We start from the raw sequence: 19,860 nt of genomic DNA, 5'->3' as shown, positions 1-19,860 counted from the left end.
CATGAGGACCGAAGATTTCATCAAGGCGCTCGACGCCGATGCCCGCAGCAAGGCGCTGCCGCTAGGCACCGCCTGGTGGCTTGCCGCCGGCGCGGCCATCGTGATCGCGGCCGCGGTTTTCTGGCTGACGATCGGCCCGCGCCCCGACATTGCGATCGCCATGCACACGATGCGGTTCCTGTCCAAATTCGTCTTCACGATTGCTCTTGCCGCCAGCGCCTTTGTCCTGGTGCGTGGGCTGTCGACGCCCGGTGCATCGACCGGCCGGGCGGTGAGCTGGATGGTCGCCGCGCCGCTGCTGGTGATTGTGGCTGTGATTTTCGAACTCTTCGCCGTGCCTGCGTCCGACTGGGGCACGCGCCTGGTCGGCACGAACATGGTCATCTGCCTGACCTTCATTCCGTTGATCGGGATCGGCCCGCTTGCCGTCTTTCTCGCGGTGCTGCGCCATGGCGCGCCGACAAGGCCGGTGCTTGCCGGTGCGGCCGCGGGCCTGCTTGCCGGCGGGCTGGCGGCGACCTTCTATGCGGCGCATTGCTTCGACGATTCGCCGCTTTTCGTCGGCACCTGGTATACGATCGCGGTCGCCATCCTTGCCGTGCTCGGGGCGCTCGGCGGACGACTTTTTGTGCGCTGGTAGCGAGGCGATCAGCGTGTCGGAACGGGATGCTCGCCGCGATAGTCGTAGAAGCCGCGCCCGGTCTTGCGGCCGAGCCAGCCGGCCTCGACATATTTGACCAGCAGCGGGCAGGGGCGGTATTTCGAATCCGACAGCCCGTCATGCAGCACCTGCATGATCGATAGGCAGGTATCGAGCCCGATGAAGTCGGCAAGCTGCAGCGGCCCCATCGGATGGTTGGCGCCGAGCTTCATGGCGGTATCGATGGCGTCGACCGAGCCGACACCTTCATAGAGCGTGTAGATCGCCTCGTTGATCATCGGCAGCAGGATGCGGTTGACGATGAAGGCCGGGAAATCCTCCGAGACGGTGATCGTCTTGTCGAGCTGCTTCACATAGGTTTTTGCCGCCTCGAAGGTCTGGTCCTCGGTGGCGATGCCGCGCACCAGTTCGACCAGTTTCATCACCGGAACCGGATTCATGAAATGTATGCCGATGAAGCGTTCCGGCCGGTCGGTCTGCGAAGCCAGCCGTGTGATCGAGATCGATGACGTGTTCGTCGCCAGGATGGCCTCGGGGTTGAGCTGCGGGCAGAGCTGGGCGTAGATCTTGCGCTTGACCGTCTCGTCCTCCGTCGCTGCTTCGATCACCAGATCGGCGCCCGCAAGGTCGGCCATGGCCGGTGCCACCGAAATGCGCGCCATCGCCTCATTGCGCAGCTTTTCCTCGAGTTTGCCTGAGCCGACCTGACGGGCCATGTTGCCGCTGATCGTAGCGATGCCCTTTTCGATGCGGTCGGGCGAAATATCGTAAACCAGCACCTTATAGCCCGCCAGCGCCGACACATGGGCGATGCCGCCACCCATCTGGCCCGCGCCGATGATGCCGATCGTTTCGATCTTGCTCATTACCCGATCCCGTCGAGGCCTTTGCGGCCCGTTTTTTGTGCAGTGCAAACTAAAAGGGCGGGGCGACTTCGTCTACCCCACCCCTCAGAATTTAATACGCTTTGGCAGAAGGCGTCAAAGCGCCTTTTGCAGTTCCGGCAGAATGACGAAGAGATCGCCGACGAGACCGTAGTCAGCGACCTGGAAGATCGGCGCTTCCTCGTCCTTGTTGATGGCAACGATCACCTTCGAATCCTTCATGCCGGCAAGGTGCTGGATGGCACCGGAGATGCCGACGGCAATATAAAGGTCGGGCGCTACCACCTTGCCGGTCTGGCCGACCTGCCAGTCGTTGGGCGCATAGCCGGCATCGACGGCGGCGCGAGATGCGCCAACCGCCGCACCGAGCTTGTCGGCGACCGGCAGGATGACCTCCTGGAACTTCTCGGAGGAGCCCAGCGCACGGCCGCCCGAGATGATGATCTTGGCCGAGGTCAGCTCTGGACGGTCGGTCTCGGAGAGCTTGTTCTCGACAAAGCTCGACAGGCCGGGATTGGCCGCCGCCTGGACCGTCTCGACCGGCGCGGAACCGCCCTCGGGCGCTGCCTGGAAGGAAGCGGTACGCACCGTGATGACCTTCTTGGCGTCACTGGACTGCACCGTCTGGATGGCGTTGCCGGCATAGATCGGCCGCTTGAAGGTGTCGGGCGACACGACTTCGATGATTTCAGATATCTGGGCGACATCGAGCAGCGCCGCCACGCGGGGCGCGACGTTCTTGCCCGACGAGGTCGCCGGCGCGATGATCGTCTCGTATGGCTCAGCAAGCGAAACGACGAGTGCCGCCAGCGGTTCGGCGAGACGCTCGGTCAGTTCGTCGGCGTCGGCGAGCAGCACCTTGGTGACGCCCTTGAGCTTGGCGGCGGCGTCCGCTGCCGGCTTGGCACCTTTGCCGGCAACCAGCACATGCACGTCCGAACCGATCTGCAGCGCCGCCGAAAGCGCCTTGGCGGTCTGGTCGGAAAGCGCAGCGTTGTCGTGTTCGGCAATCAGAAGAATAGCCATGATGTTTTCCTGACTTTCGTCTTCGAGGCTCCTGAAATCCGGTCAGGCCGAGTCGAAAACGGTTGGTTTCGAGAACCGGAGCGGAGCGTACTTCAGTACGTGAGCACCGGAAGCGGAGAAACCGGCCGTTTGCAGGCCGGGCCTCATCGGATTTCCTTAGAGCACGCCGGCTTCGTTCTTCAGCTTGTCTACCAGTTCGGCGACGCTCTTGACCTTGACGCCCGCCTTGCGGCCGCCCGGCTCCTCGGTCTTGAGCACTTTAAGCCGCGGCTTGACGTCGGCGCCGTAATCGGCAGGGCTCTTCTCGTCGAGCGGCTTCTTCTTGGCCTTCATGATGTTGGGCAGAGACGCGTAGCGTGGCTGGTTCAGCCGCAAATCGGCCGTGACGATCGCCGGCATCTTCAGTTCCAGCGTCTGCAGGCCGCCATCGACCTCGCGCGTCACCGTGGCCTTGTCACCGTCGAGCACGATCTTGGAGGCGAAGGTGCCCTGCGCCCAGCCGAGAAGTGCGGCCAGCATCTGGCCGGTCTGGTTGGAATCGTCGTCGATCGCCTGCTTGCCGAGAATGACAAGGCCGGGCCGTTCTGCCTCGACGACGCCCTTCAGCACCTTGGCGACGCCCAGCGGCTCAGTCTGCTCGTCGGTCTTGACCAGGATGGCGCGGTCGGCGCCCATGGCGAGCGCCGTGCGCAAGGTCTCCTGTGCCTGCTGCGGCCCGATCGACACGACGATGATCTCTTCGGCCTTGCCAGCTTCCTTCAGCCGGATCGCCTCTTCGACCGCGATCTCGTCGAACGGGTTCATCGCCATCTTGACGTTGGCGAGTTCCACCGCCGAACCGTCCGCCTTCACCCGGACCTTGACGTTCGCATCCACAACCCGCTTCACGGGCACAAGGATCTTCATTTGCCTGTCACCTCTTTCACGATAGTCTCTTCACGCTCGTCGGGCGCGCTATAGCAGCGTGCACCTCTTCATAGTTGTCGAAAGCCGACATTCCGGACGGAATTCTGGTCTTCGCCACGCCAGTAGGGTGGCGCTTCCGTAGTTGCGGCGACCCCGCGCGTCAATATCCGGGGCGCACTCGGATCCTCGGCGAAGCACTCAAATCGGTTCAGTCCGGACCGGAAACGCTTCCCCGGCCCCAGCGCGGCGCCGGCTGCGCAGGTTGTGGGTCGCTTGGCGCCGGCTCCCCGGCTACGGGCGCCGGACCGGCGACCACGGCTGGCTCCTCGTCTGCGCCGGCGAGTAGCGGTACGCCGCGGCTGCGCAAGACAAGCACCAGCACGGCTCCAGCGATGATGCCGCCGATATGGCAGGCCCAGGAAACCTGATCCTCGCCCCCCTGGGAGAACATGAAGATCTGGAACAGGATCCACAGGATCAGCGGGATGAACGCCGGGATGCGCAACGGGATGCGCGCGAAGACCAGCACCCATACCTTCACCCGCGGATATAGGATCAGATAGGCGGCGACCACACCGGCGATGGCGCCCGACGCGCCAATCAGCGGCACCCGCGAATCCCAGGCAACCAGACCCTGGAGGAAAGCGCCGGCGATGGCGCAAAGCAGGTAGAAGACGAGGTAGCGGACATGGCCAAGTGCATCCTCGACATTGTCGCCGAACACCCACAGGAACAGCATGTTGCCGCCGAGGTGGAAGATATCCGCGTGCAGGAAGGAATAGGTCAGATAGCTCAGGCTCTCCGGAATGACGACAAATTGCGGAGCGAGCTCGACGCTGTCATGCACAACCGACGGGATGAAACCGAGGCCCATCACCGCGGCGTTGGCGAAATCCTCGCCGCCCAATGTGGTGACAAAGTAGATCAGCACGTTGAGCGCGATCAGGCTGATCGTCACATATTGCAGCTTGATGTGCCGCAGCCGGTTGGTGTCATAAAGCGGGATAAACATCAGGCCTCTCCCGGTTCCGGCAGATTCAGCGGTTCTTGCCGGGAACCCATAGCACGTCGGCATTTCCGTTGTCATTGACCGCGCGTGCGGCGACGAACAGAAAGTCCGAGACACGGTTGATGTATCTTATCGCCTCGCGGTTGACGTGCTCGTCTGGATCTTGCGACAGCGCAACCATGATGCGCTCGGCGCGGCGGGCCACCGTGCGGGCGAGGTGAAGGGCAGCCGCTGCCGGCGTACCGCCGTTGAGCACGAAGGATTTGAGCGGCTCAAGGTCCTTGTTGAGGAGATCGATGTCCTGTTCGACGCGGTCGGTCTGCGAGGCGATGATGCGCAACGGCTCGTAGTCGAGCGGCTTGCCATTATTGGGGACTGCCAGATCGGCGCCGAGGTCGAAAAGGTCGTTCTGGATGCGGCCGAGCATCGCATCGATCGCCGGATTTACTGCCGCGGTATGAATGCGGGCCATGCCGATGCAGGCATTGGCCTCGTCGACCGTGCCGTAGGCGTCGATGCGAAGGTCGGATTTCAGCCGCCGCTCGCCGGAGCCGAGACCGGTGGTGCCATCGTCGCCAGTGCGGGTGTAGATCTTGTTGAGCTTGACCACGGGGTACCTCCCGGCTGGTGCTGCGTCACTTACGGGTGAAATACACCGCCAGCATGATCAGCACCAAGGCCACGAACTGCAAGAGCACGCGCGTCTGCATCAGCTTGTTGGAGGTCATGCTGGAGCCGCCGCGCATCATGTTGATGAGGCCGCGGATCAGCACGATCACCACTGCGACCATGACAAGAACGGCGAGGATGTTGAAGACGGTTGCCATGGTGTGTTCCAGTTGAATTGCGTTCAGGCGCGATTGGCGAGCAGACGGTAGAGTGCAGAAGCCGGCAGGATGCGTTTAAGGATCACACCGATCCTGGCCGGCACTGTTACCACATAATGCGGGCGCGGGCGCCGCGACAGAAGCGCATGGTGCAAGGCGGCATAAACCACCTCCGCCCCGGGCTTCAGCCGCGATGTGCTGCCGCCGGCCCGCAGCCGTTTGAGTTGCGCCGCATAGGCGAGGCGATGAACGGAATTCTCGTGATCGATATTCGCCAGGAACCATGCGAGGCTGTTGCTGGCGATCTTCGATTTCACCGGCCCCGGCTCGATCAGCGAAACATGGATGCCGCTACCCCGGAGTTCTTGATAGAGGGACAGCATCAGCCCTTCGATAGCGTGCTTCGATGCCGAGTAGGCGCCGCGAAAAGGCACCGGCGCGAGGCCGAGGATCGATGAGCAATGAACGAGACGACCATGGCCCTGACGGCGCATCACCGGTACGACGCGGCGAGTGAGATCATGCCAGCCAAAGACATTGGCCTCGAACTGCTGCCGTAAAGCCTCGACCGGCAGATCCTCGACGGCGCCGGGTTGTCCGTAGGCGCCATTGTTGAAGAGCGCACCGAGCCGGCCGCCGGTCCGTTCCAGCACCGACGCCACCAGCGCCTCGATCGATCCGGGCTCGGTGTAGTCCAGATAAAAGGCCTCGATGCCGTCGGCCTCGAGCGCGGCGATATCTTCGGGCTTTCGGGCCGTTGCGAACACCCGCCAGCCTTCCCTCTTAAGAGCATAGGCGCAATAGGCGCCTATACCGGAAGAGGCACCTGTGACAATGATGGTGCGCAACTCTTCTCCGGGAGGAATGGTGGTTTGACCTAGGGTTGTCATTTACCGCAAACCCTTCCCATATTCGCGGCGTCGGGACAATCGAAGGGAACGCGGTTCTTGTTGCGGAAGATCGTAGCCCTCAAACGCGTCCTCTACGACGCGCTCGGCCACTTCAACACCGACGACGGCTGGGCAATGGCCAGCCATCTGGCGATCACCGCGCTGATGGCGCTTTTTCCTTTCCTGATCTTCGCCACGACGCTGGCGAGTTTTTTCGGCGCGCAGGCTTTCGCCGACACCGCCGTGCACCTTGTGTTCGACACATGGCCCGAGCAGATCGCCAAACCGATCGCGCGCGAGGTGCTCAACGTGCTTACCGTCCGGCGCAGTGACCTGTTGACCTATGGTATCGTGCTTGCCGGATATTTCGCCTCGAACGGCATCGAGGCGCTGCGCACCTCGCTCAACCGGGCCTATCGTGTCTCGGAAACGCGCGGCATCATCTACCGGCGGGTGCAGAGCATCATCTTCGTGCTGATCGCGACGGCCGGGTTTTTGGCCATCAGCGTGCTGCTGGTCTTCGCGCCGTTGCTGGCACGGCTGGCCGAGTCGCATTTCGAATGGATAAAGCCCTACATGGGCACGATCACGCTGTGGCGTTACGTCATCGCCTCGGTCGTCATCATCGGCGGCCTGTTCGCCGTGCATTTCTGGTTGCCGGCCGGCAAGCGCCGCTTCGTTTCGATCGTGCCTGGCATCATCTTCACGCTGGTCGGCTGGCTCATCGGGTCGACCATCTTCGCCGCCTATCTCGATCATTTCTCGTCCTATGTGACGACCTATGCCGGCCTCGCCTCGATCATGATCGCCGTCGTCTTCCTCTACATCGTATCAGCGATCTTCATCCTCGGTGGCGAGCTCAACGCCGCGATCAGCCGCTATTTAGAGGCGCGTGCCCGCGTCGGCGGCTGAGCCGTCGCCAGCCCGACGCCGAGCGTCGCGATCGCCATGCCGGCGATCTGGAGCGGGCTCAACTGCTCACCGAACAATGCCCAGGCGATGACCGCGGTGACGGCCGGCACGAGGTAAAACAGCGAGGCGACCTTCGACATTTCGCCGTCGCGGATCATCACCATCAACAGGAAGATGGCGCCGATCGACAGCACCAGCACGAGCCAGGCCATGGCGAAGATCAGTTCGCCATTGACGATGACCGTTCGCGTCTCGAAGGCTAGCGAGGCCAAGGCCATTACCGATGCGCCGCCGACATATTGCCAGAACGTGGCGGCCACCAGATCGCCGCCGGAAGCAAAGCGCTTCTGCCAGATCGTGCCGGCGCTCATGCCGAGCACCGAGACAAGGGAGGCGCCCAGTGTTTCGGCCGTCACCCCGCCGCCGAGCGCGCCGAGCTTCGGCCAGAGCACGATCACCACACCGATCAGCCCGAGGCCAAGACCGGCCCAGTGGCGCGGCAGGATGGCCTCGCCGAGAAGCCTGCCGGCGAGCACTGCCGTGATCAGCGGCTGCAGGCCGACGATCAGGGCTGAAAGTCCGGCGGGCATGCCCCGGTGGATGGCCCAGAACACGCCGCCGAGATAGACGCCATGCATCAGGATGCCGGCGCCGGTCGCGTGCAGCGCCTCGTCGCGGGTGGCACGGCTCGAACCAAGCGCGGCCATCAAAGCGACAAGCAGGATTGCGGCCAGGACAAAGCGCGCGGCCAGGAAAGTAAAGGGCTCCGCCCACGGCATGGCATAGCGCGCGCCGATGAAGCCGGTCGCCCACAGGACGACGAAAGAGGCGGGGATGAACCGCTTGAGGCTGTGCATTTTTCCGGAGGCTACGCGTCGGTGAGGACTGATTGTCGCGCTTGCTCTAATGCCGTTCCGAGCGGAAGGCAAAACCAAACCGTTGATCCATAGAGTGATGTGCATTGAGGAATGCCGTTGATGGCCGTCGGCGCACCGGTCTACAGACCGACCAGCCGCCTGACATCGTCCGGCGATGCGCCCGCCTTACGCTGGGCGGCAAGGCCGGTATCGCCAAGACTCTTCGACAGTTTTCGTTCGTCCGGGCCGAGGATCAGGCGATGGTGAAAATAGGCCGGCTGCGGCAGACCAAGCAGTTGCTGAAGCAGCCGCTGCACGCTGGTCGCGGAATAGAGATCCTGGCCGCGCACGACATGGCTGACGCCCTGCAGCGCGTCGTCCATGGTGACGGCGAGGTGATAGCTGGTCGGGATTTCGCGGCGCGCCACGACCACGTCGCCCCAATTCTGCGGATGGGCTTCGACACGACGCGTCGCGGAGAGCGTCTCGTCCGTGTATTCGGCCCATGACAGGTCCTTGCCGGCGCGCGCTATTGCCGCATCGACGTCCAGCCGCCAGGCAAATGGCACATTTTCGGCCTGGCGCCGCTTGCGTTCGCTCGCCGTCAACGCCTTGTCGGCGGCAGGATAGAGCGGCACGCCGTCCGGGTCGCGCGGCCAGTCGCGGCCACGCTTCTCGCTGTCGGCGATAAAGGCGCGGATCTCACTTCTGCTCATGAAGGCCGGGTAGACAAGTTCTTCCTCGATCAGCCGCTCGAGCATCGCCCGATATTCGGCAAAATGCTCGGACTGGCGGCGCACCGGTTCCTCCCAGCCAAGCCCCAGCCATTTCAGGTCGCGAAAAATGCCTGCCTCGAATTCCGGCGTGCAGCGCGTCGTGTCGATATCCTCGATGCGCAGCAGCAGGCGTCCGCCCGTCGCCTTTGCCAATTTCTGATTGAGCAGCGCCGAATAGGCATGGCCGAGATGCAGTTCGCCGTTCGGGCTCGGCGCGAAGCGGAATGTCAGCAGTGTCATTGTCCGGCGGCAATCGGGTTGTGTGGCGCTTTCGCCAATTGCTACTTTGCGCCGGTGGCGTCGTGCGTCCAGAGGGACACGTGACGAAGCGTGCGGCACTTTTGATTTTGGAACAAGCAGACATGCAACGCATCGCCAGTCTCGACGACATTGCGCAAGGGCTGGATAGGCTATGCTTACTCGACCCACGCCTGGAAAGAGTGCGCGGCATGGCCGGCGAGGTGCCGCTCAGGCTATCGGAGCCGGGGTTCAGGAGCCTTGCTTCCATCGTCGTTTCGCAACAAGTGTCCCGCGCGAGCGCCGACGCCATCTTCGGCCGGCTGACGAGACTGCTCGATCCGCTGACGCCGCAGGCGATACTTGCCGCCGACGAGGTGATCTTTCGCGAGGCCGGGCTGTCGCGACCCAAGCAGCGCGGCCTGCTTGCCGTCGCCCGGGCGGTGGCCGACGGGCTCGACCTCGATCACCTCTGCCGGCTCGATGCAAGCGAGGCGATCGCGGCCATGACCAGGGTGCCGGGGATCGGCCCGTGGACGGCTGAAGTCTACCTTTTGTTTGCCGCCGGACACCCGGACATCTTTCCGGCGCGCGACGTTGCACTGCAGAGCGCGGTCGGCCATGCACTAGGCATCGACCCGCGTCCGCCGGAGAAAATGCTGATCCGGCTTGCCGAATCATGGAGCCCGTGGCGCGGTGTCGCATCGCGGCTTTTCTGGGCTTATTATCGCGAATTGAAGGGCAGGGATGCCGCGCCTCCGGCCTGAATCCGCAAAAAAGCATTGAAATCATGCGTTTTTGAGACCCGGCATGATCGACAATCCGCTTCACATCCCTGTCATGTCGGGCTTACAGTATCCGCGTCGACCGGTTCTAGGGTGAAGGAGGTCAACGACGTGACGGTTGCCGTATCTCCGGATGGGCTTCCAGCGCTGGTGCTGAACGCGGATTACCGTCCGCTCAGCTATTACCCCCTGTCGCTCTGGTCCTGGCAGGATGCCATCAAGGCGGTGTTCCTCGAGAGGGTGAACATCGTCGCCGAATACGAACACGCCGTCTCTTCACCGACCTTTTCGATGAAGCTGCCGAGCGTCGTCAGCCTGAAGGCTTACGTGAAGCCGTCGAGGCATCCGGCGTTTACCCGTTTCAACGTCTTCCTGCGTGACCGTTTCCAATGCCAATATTGCGGCACGCCGGACGATCTGACGTTCGACCATGTCATTCCTCGCCATCGCGGCGGCGCCACGACCTGGGAGAATGTCGTCGCTGCTTGCTCGCCCTGCAATCTGAGGAAGGGCGGCATGATGCCGGCCCACGCCAAGATGTGGCCGCTGCAGAAGCCCTACCAGCCGACGGTGCATGATTTGCATAATAACGGCCGGCTGTTCCCGCCCAACCATCTACACGAAAGCTGGATGGATTATCTGTACTGGGATGTCGAACTCGAGCCCTGAGATCATCCGATAATTCGGGAGGCTGGCCGTCTGAAGCGATTTTCTGCGCTTCCGATGCTCACGGACCAATGTCCGCTCCGCTTCGGTTCTCGGCAATCACTCCACCCGACTCAGCCTGCCGAATTCTTGGATGATCTCGTGTCGCGCTAAATCAGTCGCGGGCGAAGGCGCTGCGGAAGGCTACGACTGCCAGGACAAAGCTGGCGATGGCGTTCCAGCCGGCCAGCGACAGGCCGAGAATGCGGAGCGCCGCCTTGTCGCAGGAGGGCGGGACGAATTTGTCGAGCGCATCGAGCACGCCCTTGCCGCCGGTGTCCACCGGCCCGGCGGCTGCGGTGCAATCGGTCGGGCCTGGCCACCACGCCCATTCGACGCCGGAGTGATAAACGCCGAGATAGACGCCGTAGAGCATCAGCAGGCCGCCAATGGCCAGCAGGCCACGGCTTACCCAGGCTGGCGCCTGAAGAGCCGACGCAAGCACCGCCAGCAGCATCAAGGGCACGCCGACGTAGTAAGGCGTGCGCTGCTCGAGGCAGAGCTTGCAGGGGATGTAGCCGCCGAGATACTGGAAGGCCAGCGCCGAGCCGACCGTGGCGGCCATGGCGACAGCGAGGAACAGGGCGGTGCGCAGCCGCTGGCGTCCGGTATCGGTATTCACGGTCGCTGTCATCGGGCTCAGTCCATTCGGTTGGATGCCGTTCAGACGGCGTATTTGACGACGATATAGAGCAAAATCAGGGCGGCGGCGGCGGCGCCTGCAATCTGGCCGAGGCGCTTTTCGATGAAGTGGCGGATCGGCTCGCCATAGCGGCGCAAGAGCCACGCGAGAAACAGGAAGCGAGCACCGCGCGCCACGATTGCCAGCACGATGAACAGCAGCAAAGGAACACCGATGACGCCCGACAGGATCGTCACAACCTTGATCGGCGGCAGATGGGCGAGGCCGGAGGTGACCAGCATCAGGATGATGAAGCCAACACCCGACGAGACGCGCATCGCCTCGAACTCGTCATATTTGCCATAAAATTCGAGGATCGGCCGCGCCACCGCATCATAGGCATAATGGCCGATGAACCAGCCGGCGATGCCGCCCAGTACCGAGGCAACGGTGGCGACCAGCGCGTAACGATAGGCGCGATCCGGCCGCGACAGCGCCATCGGCAGATAGAGGACGTCGGCCGGCACCAGGAACACCGAGCTCTCGACGAAGGCGATGAAGGCCAGCCACCATTCGGCGGATTTGCTCGCCGCCAGCGACAAGGTCCAGTCGTAAAGTCCGCGAAGCATCGGCACTCCTAATGCACGCCCAAACCAGAAGCGGTCTTGGGATCACGACATGTACAAACAAGACTTGGAAGCGCCCAGCATCAACCTCGTCGGACGAGGTGCGCTTCAATGACATGCGCCGCCTGTCTAGAAAGATTTTCCGCGCTGCACAATGGCAGCTGCTTCACGAAATCGAAAGGCTGAGGCTTGAGCGAGCCCAGATGTCGGGATTTGGCCAGTTGACGAACAGGCCTCCAACCGTATAGTCCGCGCCCATCCAGGCCGCCCGGCCTGAGCCCCTATGGCGGAATTGGTAGACGCGCTCGACTCAAAATCAGGATGCGTCTACCGTCAGCCCGCAGGGTAATAGGATTGGAGGTCAATGGGTTAGGAGTTAAGAGCCGCTTAATTCTCGAACTGCCACCCTCTGCGTAGGTGCAGCATGAGAGCGTTGAGAGGTAAATGAGTTAGCGCCTTGCGGGTGTGGTGAAACTGGTAGACGCGCTGGATTCAAAATCCAGTTCCGAAAGGAGTGTCGGTTCGAGCCCGACCACCCGCACCAACTATCGGCCAACAAACTTTGAGAACGGCAGTCATTTCACCTGTCGCGCCAGAGTTCGAATCGTGTCGGCCGCCCACCTCCACCAGGATACTCCGCAATGTCCGGTGATGGATGGGACAGATCAATACATAAAATCAATATGTTATGAGAGATCGTGTGCAAAAACTGCACACGAAAGGTCCGCTACTCTTCTGGTTTTCGTTCCTGCGATGGAGTAGCCGACGGGCCTCTTGGGACGCCTGTTGAGTAGCTGCGCTGTCCTATCCTGCGAGGACCGTTGCTGGTGTATCCGCGATCTGCCGTCTTTCAGATGGCGGACGTCACCCATGTCGGTCGACCAAGATCAAGCTTGATCCCGCTGACCACGCGACGCCGCTGATGTGCTCGACACCAATGCCCGACTGCGTCGGCGCATTACGCGTGAGCCGTAAGAAATAAAATGACCAGTGCGCTTGAGCCCGCTGCAATATCAAAAAGATGCCCCGGCTTCAGGGAGGCCACACGCGCCGCCCATTCGTCGGCTGTGAAAGCGCGTCGTTGCAATGCAAGTGAAAAAAACTACCGGCCAATCAAAGCGAACATTTCTGGACTGTTTGCCGACCGAGGCGGAGTTTGATGAGGCTCAACTTCAGCCGGGACCGAAATGGCCTTACCGACCGATCCAGATCACCACGCCCGGGAGACGCTCCGGCTGATCGGCCCCGATCCGCAGAACTGGGTGCCGGACCGGGAAGGCATCGACCACAATGTCTTCATCGTTGGCGGTGGGCAGACGGGGGCGACCTTTGTCTTCGCGTTGAGGCGTGCCGGCATTGGCAAGGTCACTGTCGTCGACGCGGCACCGGATGAAAGCAAGGCCGGCATCTGGCTCACTCATGCACGGATGAACCGGCTGCGAACGCCAAAGGGCTTGCCGGGGCCGGAACTCGGCTTGCCGGGCTTGAGCTTTCAGTCCTGGTACGAAGCCCGCCACGGTGCGGAAGCCTATGCCGGTTTCGACCGCATCGTACGGACGGATTGGGCGAACTACCTGAAATGGTATCGCGCGTTCCTCGGTATCGGCATCCGTTACGGCACGCGTCTCATTCGCATCGAGCCGGCCGGCGGGCTTTTTCGCCTCCACCTCGAAGCCGACGGCACGCCATCGGTCGAAACGGCGCGCAAGATCATTCTGGCCAATGGCTTTGGCGGCAGCGGCGGTCCAGTGATACCGGCGGTACTTGCCGCCTTGCCGCGGGGCCTTGTCGCACACAGTTCGGCGGCAATCGATTTTGCCTCGCTCAAGGGCAAGGCAATGGCTGTCGTCGGGTCGGCGGCTTCGGCATTCGATGCGGCCGGAGCTGCCCTTGAGGCCGGCGCGAAATCGGTGCGTCTCTTTGCCCGCCGCAACAGCATTGCCAGTGTGCCGATCAACCGCGTGCGCGGCTATCCCGGCGCCTATGACAATTATCCTCGGCTGCCCGATGCGGTGCGCTGGCGCCAGGCATTGCGCTTCCGCGAGGCCGGTTCAACGCCGCCGCTCGATGCGGTGGAGCGGGCGGTGCGGCACCAGAATTTTCATCTCCATCTCGGTGCCCCCTGGACAAATGCGGATGTCGAAGACGGCAAGGTCGTCACCGATATCGCAGGCGAGACGTTTGCGTTCGACTTCGTCGTCGCCGGCACCGGCTATTTCGCCGACCCGACGCGCAAGCCTGAGTTCGCCGATTTCGCCGCCACCATCCGGCTATGGCGCGACCAGTACGCGCCGCCGGAAGCAGAGCTGGATGAATTTTTCGGCGCCCATCCTTATCTCGGCCTCGGCCATGAATTTCTCGAGAAGGCGCCGGGGGAGGCGCCATTCCTGAGGAATATCCATGTCTTCAATCCCGGCGGCTTTGTCAGTTTCGGCCTGCCGATCGGCGATGTGCCGTCGATCAGGCGCGATGTGCCGGCCGTTGTCGCGCGCATCAGCCGCGATCTCTTCCTCGCCGATCTCGACAGCCATGAGAGCCGCATAACCGGGAGCCATCCGGCCGAGTTCGGCGAAGACGCCTATGCCGCTTCCGTCTCGCGGCCGGCGCAGACCATCGCGGCGGAATAGACGCATTTCCATGGACAAACGCCGATGACCTTCAGCCCTGACCTTTCCGACCCGTTCGTCGCCACGGCGGTCGAACTGCGCGAAATCTTCGATCGGGATGCCGTGGCGCGCGACAAGGCCGGCGGCCGGCCCGTCGAACAGATCCGCCTGCTGAAGGAAAGTGGTTTGCCGTCGGCGCAGATTCCCAAGCGCTATGGCGGCAAGGGCGCACCCTGGCTGTCGGTGCTTCGCGTCGTGCGCGAATTCGCCCGCACCGACGGCTCGCTCGCCCATCTCTACGGATACCATCATCTGCCGCTCAATGGCGTGCTGTTCCGTGGCACGCAGGCGCAGAGGGACCGGCTGCTGACACGCTCGGCAAGGGAGAACTGGGTCTGGGGCAATTCCGGCAACGCCATGTCGAAGACGTCGACGGCCAGGCGCAACGGCACGGGCTGGATCCTGAGCGGCTTTCGGCCGTTCTCCTCCGGTTCCCACATCGCAGACTACATCCAGGTTGCCTGGGAGGACGGCCAGGATAGACTAGCGGCAGCGATCCCGGCTGATCGTGAGGGCATCGTCATCGAGGATGACTGGGATGGTGTCGGCCAGCGGCAGACCGGCAGCGGCAAGGTGACGTTCAAGGACGTGCATGTCGGCGACGACGAACTGATTGGCTCGCCCGCGGTGCCGCTGACGCCGTTCCAGACGCTGACGTCACTGTTCCAGCAGGCGGTCCTGCTCAACCTGTTCGTCGGCAGCGCGCAAGGAGCGCTGAGCGAAGGCCGGGACTATACGGTCTCGCAATCGCGCCCCTGGGTCTATTCCGGCTATGAGAAACATACCGACGATCCGTTCGTGCAACGCAAATATGGCGACCTCTATATCCGCACGCTCGCCGCGGCCGAACTGGCCGATATAGCAGCATGCAGCCTCGATGCCGCCTATGGCCAGGGCGAGGCGTTGACCCTGGAGCAGCGCGGGCAGACGGCGATCGATCTCGCCACCGCCAATGTCTACGCCGGACAAGTCGGCCTCGACGCGTCGAGCGAGGTTTTCGAGGTGATGGGCGCCCGCTCAGCCACCAAGGCCAACGGCTACGACAGGTTCTGGCGCAACGTGCGCACGCACACGCTGCACAATCCGGCCGAATACAAGAAGCGCACGATCGGCACCTGGTTGCTGACCGGGGAATTCCCGGCCGGCGGACTGTACCGCTGAGGAGGCGAAAAAAATGGCCAGGCGCAAGGACAAGCTCAAGCTGGGAGCGTTTCTGCTCTTCACCGGTCACCATGTGGCGGCCTGGCGCCATCCAGCGGCAGGCGAGGGGACCAGCCTCGGCGACTACGTCGAACTTGCCCGGCTGGCGGAAGCGGCCAAATTCGACGCGATCTTCTTTGCCGATGGCGTCGCGGCGCGGCTGAGCAACCTCGAGGCCGCCAGCCGCAAGGCGCATAGCGGCGTCTATCCGTTCGAGCCGATCACGCTGCTGTCGGCACTGTCGGCTGTGACCAGGAACATCGGCCTCATCGCCACGGCGTCGACCAGTTTTTCCGATCCCTACAATCTGGCCCGCCAGTTCGCGTCGCTCGACCATCTGAGCGGCGGGCGCGCAGGCTGGAATCTGGTCACCTCTTCCGATCCGGAGGCAGCGTTCAATTTCGGTCACGAGACGCATATCCAGCATGGCGAGCGCTACGACCGCGCCGAGGAATTCGCCGATGTCGTGCTCGGCCTGTGGGACAGCTGGGAGGATGACGCCTTCCCGCGCGACAGAGCAAGCGGGCGCTATTTCGACAAGGACAAACTGCATGTGCTGAACCACAAGGGCCAGCACTTCAAGGTGCGTGGTCCCCTGAACACGCCGCGAACGGTCGTCCGGTCGTGGTCCAGGCCGGCGCGTCGGGTCCGGGCAAAGAGCTGGCGGCTCGTACCGCGGAAGCGATTTTCGCCGCGCAGATCACGCTCGACGAAGCCACCGCCTTCTATGCCGACGTCAAGGGCAGGCTCGGCAAATATGGCCGCTCGGAGGATGACCTGAAAGTCCTGCCAGGCATTTTCCCGGTCGTCGGCCGCACTGAAGCCGAGGCGCGGGGGAAGTTCGAACAGCTGCAGGATCTCATCCAGCCGGAAGTCGGCCTCGGTCTGGTCTCGGCGCTGGCCGGCGGCTTCGACCTCAGCGCCTATCCGCTCGACGGGCCGGTGCCGGATTTGCCGGAGACCAATGCCGGCAAGAGCCGGCAAGCGCTGGTGATCGATCTGGCGTGGCGCGAGAACCTGACGATCCGGCAGCTTTATCTGCGCATCGCCGGCGCCCGCGGCCACTGGCAGGTGGTCGGCACGCCGCAACAGATCGCCGACACCATGGAAGAGCGGTTCGAGAATTACGGCGCCGACGGCTTCAACATCATGGCGCCGATCATGCCCGGCGGCCTGAAGGATTTCATCGAGCTGGTGGTGCCGGAACTGCGCCGCCGTGGCCTCTTCCGCGACGAGTATGAGGGCAGCACCTTGCGCGACAATCTCGGCCTGAAGCGACCGGCAAACCGTTTTTCGCGGCATGCCGCGGCAGCTGCGGAATAGGCCGGCAATGGCGCGCGACACGCTCTTTCTCATCCAGCCGGGTTTCGCCGACCCAAATCAGCCGGGCCAGACGTTCGTCTGCCCCTATTGCAACCAGGTTGAGGGATTGCTCGCAGCCTTTCCCGATCTCGCCGCCAGACTCGACGTTGAGCGCGTGCCGTTTTCGAGGCCGAGAGGCAAGGTGATCGACGCGCTCGGCGAACGGCACCAGTCGCTGCCGGTGCTGATCATCGGCAGCGATCCGCCCGCCGACTTGCCGACGGCCAAGGGCAAGGTCTTCGCCGATGACACCAGGCGCATTCTTGCACTGCTTGCCGAGCGCCACGGCTTTCCGCATCTGCATGAGTGAGACGATGACCTTCGATCCCGATACGTCCAATCCATGGATCGCCAAGGCGGTCGAGCTGCGCGACATCTTTGCCCGCGATGCGGTCGAGCGCGACCAGCTTGGCGGCAGGCCTACCGAACAGATACGTCTTCTCAAGCAAAGCGGCCTGCTCACCATCGTCATTCCCAAGGAATTCGGCGGCGCCGGCGAACCCTATTCGACGGCGCTGAAGATCGGCCGCGAGTTCGCCAAGGTCGACGGCTCGATCGGCCATATCTATGGCTACCATTTCAGCGCATTGATCGCCGCCAGGCTCAACTCGGACGAGCCGCGTTCAGCCGATCTGCTTCGGCGTTCGGCTGCCGGCGACTGGTTCTGGGGCAACACCGGCAACAGCTTTTCCAAAACGCTGTTCGGCCGCAAGGATGGCGAGTGGACGATCGTCAATGGTTTCAAACCCTTTGCCTCCGGCTCGCATGTTGCCGATTATCTTTCGACCTCGTGGGAGGACGAGAGCAGCGGCGAGAGGAAGTTTGCAGCGATCCCCGCGGACCGTGAAGGCATCACCGTTCTCGATGACTGGGACGGCATCGGCCAGACGCAGACCGGCAGCGGCAAGGTCGCCTACAAGGACGTCAGGATCCACGACAGCGAGTTGGTGCGCGGTTGGGTCGACGCGTCGTTGCCAATCCGCACCATCGGCCCGCTGCAGCAGCAGAGCGTGTTGCTCAATGTCTTTGTCGGCACGGCCCAGGGCGCGCTGCTGGCGGCGCGAGATTATACGCTCAACAGTTCGCGGCCGTGGATGTATTCCGGCGTCGAGCGCCATATCGACGATCCATGGATCAAGCGGCAGTATGGCGAGCTGTGGGTCAAGACGCGGGCGGCGACGGCGCTGGCCGATCGCGCGGCGGCGGCGATCGATCATGCGATCGCGCGCGGCAAGGCGCTGACCGAGCAAGAACGCGGTGAGGCGGCGGTTGCCGTCGCCGCGGCCAATGTGCTGGCAGGCGATGTTGCGCTCGAAGTCACGACCGAGATATTCGAGGTCATGGGTGCCCGCTCGGCGGTGCGCAAATACGGCTTCGACCGCTTCTGGCGCAACGCACGCATTCACACCTTGCACAACCCTGCCGAATACAAGACCCGCACCGTCGGCACCTGGTATCTGACCGGCGCATATCCCGAGCCCGGCGTCTTTCGATGAGCGGCCGGCAGCTCCATCTCAACGTCAACATCCTGCATGCCGGCTTCTCGCCGGCGGCATGGCGGATGGACGGCGTCGACCCCTATGCCGCCTTCACCGTCGGCCACTATGTGCACGTGGCGAAGATCGCCGAGCGCGCCAAGCTCGACGCCATCATTCTTGCCGATCAGGCAGCAATCTCGGACCGCATTGACTATCGGCCGATCACATCTCTGGAGCCGACGATTGTGCTGGCGACGGTAGCCGCCGCAACCGAGCGCATCGGCCTGATCGCCACCGCTTCAACCAGCTTCAACGAGCCCTACAATATCGCCAGGCGCTTCGCGACGCTCGACCATGTCAGCGACGGACGCATCGGCTGGAACATCGTCACCACGGCCGATCCCGCCTCGGCCCGCAATTTCGGCCTCAACGGTGCCATCGATCATGGCTGGCGCTACGAGCGCGCGGCGGAATTTGCTGACATCGTCAAGGCATTGTGGGACAGCTGGGAGGACGATGCCTTCATCGGCGACGTCGCCAGCGGGCGCTTCGTCGATGCCACCAAGGTTCACGCCATCGACCACAAGGGCGCACATTTCTCGGTGCACGGGCCGCACAATGTGCCGCGTTCGCCGCAAGGGCATCCGGTGGTCGTCCAGGCCGGCGGGTCGGATGACGGCAAGGACCTCGCCGCCCGCCACGCCGAAGCCGTGTTTTCCGCATCGCAATCTTTCGAGGAAGCGCTCGGCTATGCGCGGGAACTTAAGGCGCGTGCCGTCGCCTATGGCCGCACCGGCGGCGTGCCGCTCAACCTCGCCGGCCTAGCCACTATCATCGGCAGCACAGAGGGGGAAGCGGAGCGGCGGCAAGAAGAGCTGTGGGATCGCATTCCGCTCGACTACAGCCTTGGGCGGCTGTCCGGCGTGCTCGGCATCGATCGCGAGCGGCTGAAGCTCGATGAGAAGTTGCCGGAAGGGATTCAACTGCCCCCCAACGGCGGCCACACCTTCTTCAAGGCCACGCTCGCGCTCGCCCGCAGCAATGATTTCACGGTTCGCCAGCTGATCCGGGCGCTGAACGGCAGCACTGGCCACCGCACCATCGTCGGCACGCCGGAGCAGATCGCCGACGATATCGAAAGATGGTTTGTCGCCGGCGCCGCCGACGGCTTCAATCTGATGCCGGACGTGCTGCCGACCGGACTGGAGGTCTTTGTCGATACGGTGGTGCCGATCCTGCGCCGGCGAGGGGTGTTCCGAACGGAATATGAAGGGCGCACGCTGCGCGACCATCTCGGCCTTATCAGGCCCGAAAGCCGCTTTGCACCGCAGCCGAGCAAGGCGCCAGGGCTGCTAGGGGCAGCCCTTTGAATGATCATCAAAATACAACGGAGCGGAGGGTCCTGCCATTGACCTCCATGCCCGGCCAAAA

20 protein-coding genes, 1 tRNA gene and 1 pseudogene are annotated in these 19,860 nt (G+C 63.1%); 11 read left to right on the top strand and 11 right to left on the bottom strand.

Annotated elements, in window-relative coordinates:
* The first annotated feature begins 1 nt into the window (after position 1).
* Complete coding sequence (locus tag NKH41_RS15650; protein ID WP_352769957.1) at positions 2-640, top strand: NrsF family protein; 639 nt, start codon at positions 2-4, stop codon at positions 638-640.
* 8 nt (positions 641-648) lie between these two features.
* Here the strand turns inward: NKH41_RS15650 and NKH41_RS15645 are convergent, their stop codons facing one another.
* The 7 genes from NKH41_RS15645 to NKH41_RS15615 all read right to left on the bottom strand — a co-directional run bounded on the left by NKH41_RS15645 (position 649) and on the right by NKH41_RS15615 (position 6,203).
* Positions 649-1,527, bottom strand: coding sequence for a 3-hydroxybutyryl-CoA dehydrogenase (locus NKH41_RS15645; protein WP_352769954.1), 879 nt, complete (start codon positions 1,525-1,527; stop codon positions 649-651).
* Between the two features lie 114 nt (positions 1,528-1,641).
* Positions 1,642-2,571 carry an electron transfer flavoprotein subunit alpha/FixB family protein gene (locus tag NKH41_RS15640; protein ID WP_023677946.1) on the bottom strand — a complete coding sequence of 310 codons (930 nt, stop codon included), beginning with the start codon at positions 2,569-2,571 and terminating at the stop codon, positions 1,642-1,644.
* Positions 2,572-2,727: 156 nt separating this feature from the next.
* Positions 2,728-3,477: an electron transfer flavoprotein subunit beta/FixA family protein gene (locus NKH41_RS15635; RefSeq protein ID WP_352769951.1), complete on the bottom strand. Its 750-nt coding sequence runs from the start codon at positions 3,475-3,477 to the stop codon at positions 2,728-2,730.
* A 208-nt stretch (positions 3,478-3,685) separates the two neighbouring features.
* Positions 3,686-4,489 carry a rhomboid family intramembrane serine protease gene (locus NKH41_RS15630; RefSeq protein ID WP_352540182.1) on the bottom strand — a complete coding sequence of 268 codons (804 nt, stop codon included), beginning with the start codon at positions 4,487-4,489 and terminating at the stop codon, positions 3,686-3,688.
* Positions 4,490-4,514: 25 nt separating this feature from the next.
* Positions 4,515-5,096 (bottom strand): cob(I)yrinic acid a,c-diamide adenosyltransferase, encoded by a 582-nt coding sequence (locus NKH41_RS15625; protein ID WP_352615986.1) that lies wholly within the window; start codon positions 5,094-5,096, stop codon positions 4,515-4,517.
* Positions 5,097-5,121: 25 nt separating this feature from the next.
* On the bottom strand, positions 5,122-5,313 hold the full coding sequence (locus NKH41_RS15620; protein ID WP_023677950.1) for a twin transmembrane helix small protein: 192 nt from the start codon (positions 5,311-5,313) through the stop codon (positions 5,122-5,124).
* 23 nt (positions 5,314-5,336) lie between these two features.
* Complete coding sequence (locus tag NKH41_RS15615; RefSeq protein ID WP_352540180.1) at positions 5,337-6,203, bottom strand: SDR family oxidoreductase; 867 nt, start codon at positions 6,201-6,203, stop codon at positions 5,337-5,339.
* A gap of 57 nt (positions 6,204-6,260) precedes the next feature.
* Here NKH41_RS15615 and NKH41_RS15610 point away from each other — a divergent pair, with 57 nt between their 5' ends.
* Complete coding sequence (locus tag NKH41_RS15610) at positions 6,261-7,115, top strand: YihY/virulence factor BrkB family protein (RefSeq protein WP_292656768.1); 855 nt, start codon at positions 6,261-6,263, stop codon at positions 7,113-7,115.
* Here NKH41_RS15610 and NKH41_RS15605 read toward each other — a convergent pair.
* On the bottom strand, positions 7,082-7,972 hold the full coding sequence (locus tag NKH41_RS15605) for a DMT family transporter (RefSeq protein WP_352769948.1): 891 nt from the start codon (positions 7,970-7,972) through the stop codon (positions 7,082-7,084). The genes NKH41_RS15610 and NKH41_RS15605 overlap by 34 nt on opposite strands.
* A 140-nt stretch (positions 7,973-8,112) precedes the next feature.
* On the bottom strand, positions 8,113-8,988 hold the full coding sequence (gluQRS, locus tag NKH41_RS15600) for a tRNA glutamyl-Q(34) synthetase GluQRS (protein WP_352769946.1): 876 nt from the start codon (positions 8,986-8,988) through the stop codon (positions 8,113-8,115).
* Positions 8,989-9,110: 122 nt separating this feature from the next.
* On the opposite strand from gluQRS, the gene NKH41_RS15595 reads away from it, so the two are divergent.
* Together NKH41_RS15595 and NKH41_RS15590 are read left to right on the top strand one after the other, a co-directional pair.
* Positions 9,111-9,752 (top strand): DNA-3-methyladenine glycosylase family protein, encoded by a 642-nt coding sequence (locus NKH41_RS15595; RefSeq protein WP_352471385.1) that lies wholly within the window; start codon positions 9,111-9,113, stop codon positions 9,750-9,752.
* A gap of 129 nt (positions 9,753-9,881) precedes the next feature.
* Positions 9,882-10,439: an HNH endonuclease gene (locus tag NKH41_RS15590; RefSeq protein ID WP_023677956.1), complete on the top strand. Its 558-nt coding sequence runs from the start codon at positions 9,882-9,884 to the stop codon at positions 10,437-10,439.
* 151 nt (positions 10,440-10,590) lie between these two features.
* Here the strand turns inward: NKH41_RS15590 and NKH41_RS15585 are convergent, their stop codons facing one another.
* Entirely contained in the window at positions 10,591-11,109 is a 519-nt protein-coding gene (locus tag NKH41_RS15585; RefSeq protein WP_352769943.1) for a disulfide bond formation protein B, read from the bottom strand.
* A gap of 29 nt (positions 11,110-11,138) precedes the next feature.
* Positions 11,139-11,726, bottom strand: a complete 588-nt coding sequence (locus NKH41_RS15580) for a YqaA family protein (protein ID WP_023677958.1) — start codon at positions 11,724-11,726, stop codon at positions 11,139-11,141.
* A gap of 456 nt (positions 11,727-12,182) precedes the next feature.
* Between NKH41_RS15580 and NKH41_RS15575 the strand changes: the two genes are divergently transcribed.
* The 7 genes and pseudogenes from NKH41_RS15575 to NKH41_RS15545 all read left to right on the top strand — a co-directional run bounded on the left by NKH41_RS15575 (position 12,183) and on the right by NKH41_RS15545 (position 19,799).
* Positions 12,183-12,267, top strand: a tRNA-Leu gene (locus NKH41_RS15575).
* Positions 12,268-12,910: 643 nt separating this feature from the next.
* On the top strand, positions 12,911-14,350 hold the full coding sequence (locus NKH41_RS15570; RefSeq protein ID WP_352769940.1) for a SidA/IucD/PvdA family monooxygenase: 1,440 nt from the start codon (positions 12,911-12,913) through the stop codon (positions 14,348-14,350).
* Positions 14,351-14,374: 24 nt separating this feature from the next.
* Complete coding sequence (locus NKH41_RS15565) at positions 14,375-15,550, top strand: acyl-CoA dehydrogenase family protein (protein WP_352540175.1); 1,176 nt, start codon at positions 14,375-14,377, stop codon at positions 15,548-15,550.
* Positions 15,551-15,563: 13 nt separating this feature from the next.
* A pseudogene (locus NKH41_RS15560) lies at positions 15,564-16,912 on the top strand (LLM class flavin-dependent oxidoreductase).
* Between the two features lie 7 nt (positions 16,913-16,919).
* On the top strand, positions 16,920-17,261 hold the full coding sequence (locus tag NKH41_RS15555; protein ID WP_352769936.1) for a DUF3088 domain-containing protein: 342 nt from the start codon (positions 16,920-16,922) through the stop codon (positions 17,259-17,261).
* A gap of 4 nt (positions 17,262-17,265) precedes the next feature.
* Positions 17,266-18,447, top strand: coding sequence for an acyl-CoA dehydrogenase family protein (locus NKH41_RS15550; protein ID WP_352769934.1), 1,182 nt, complete (start codon positions 17,266-17,268; stop codon positions 18,445-18,447).
* Complete coding sequence (locus NKH41_RS15545) at positions 18,444-19,799, top strand: LLM class flavin-dependent oxidoreductase (RefSeq protein WP_352769931.1); 1,356 nt, start codon at positions 18,444-18,446, stop codon at positions 19,797-19,799. The genes NKH41_RS15550 and NKH41_RS15545 overlap by 4 nt, the downstream gene beginning before the upstream one ends.
* Positions 19,800-19,860 lie beyond the last annotated feature (61 nt).

Source organism: Mesorhizobium sp. M1169 (genome assembly GCF_040318345.1).
In the GTDB taxonomy this organism is placed as follows: domain Bacteria; phylum Pseudomonadota; class Alphaproteobacteria; order Rhizobiales; family Rhizobiaceae; genus Mesorhizobium.
The sequence above is the reverse complement of the archived record's forward strand: the minus strand, read 5'-3'. Positions and strand labels throughout refer to the sequence as shown.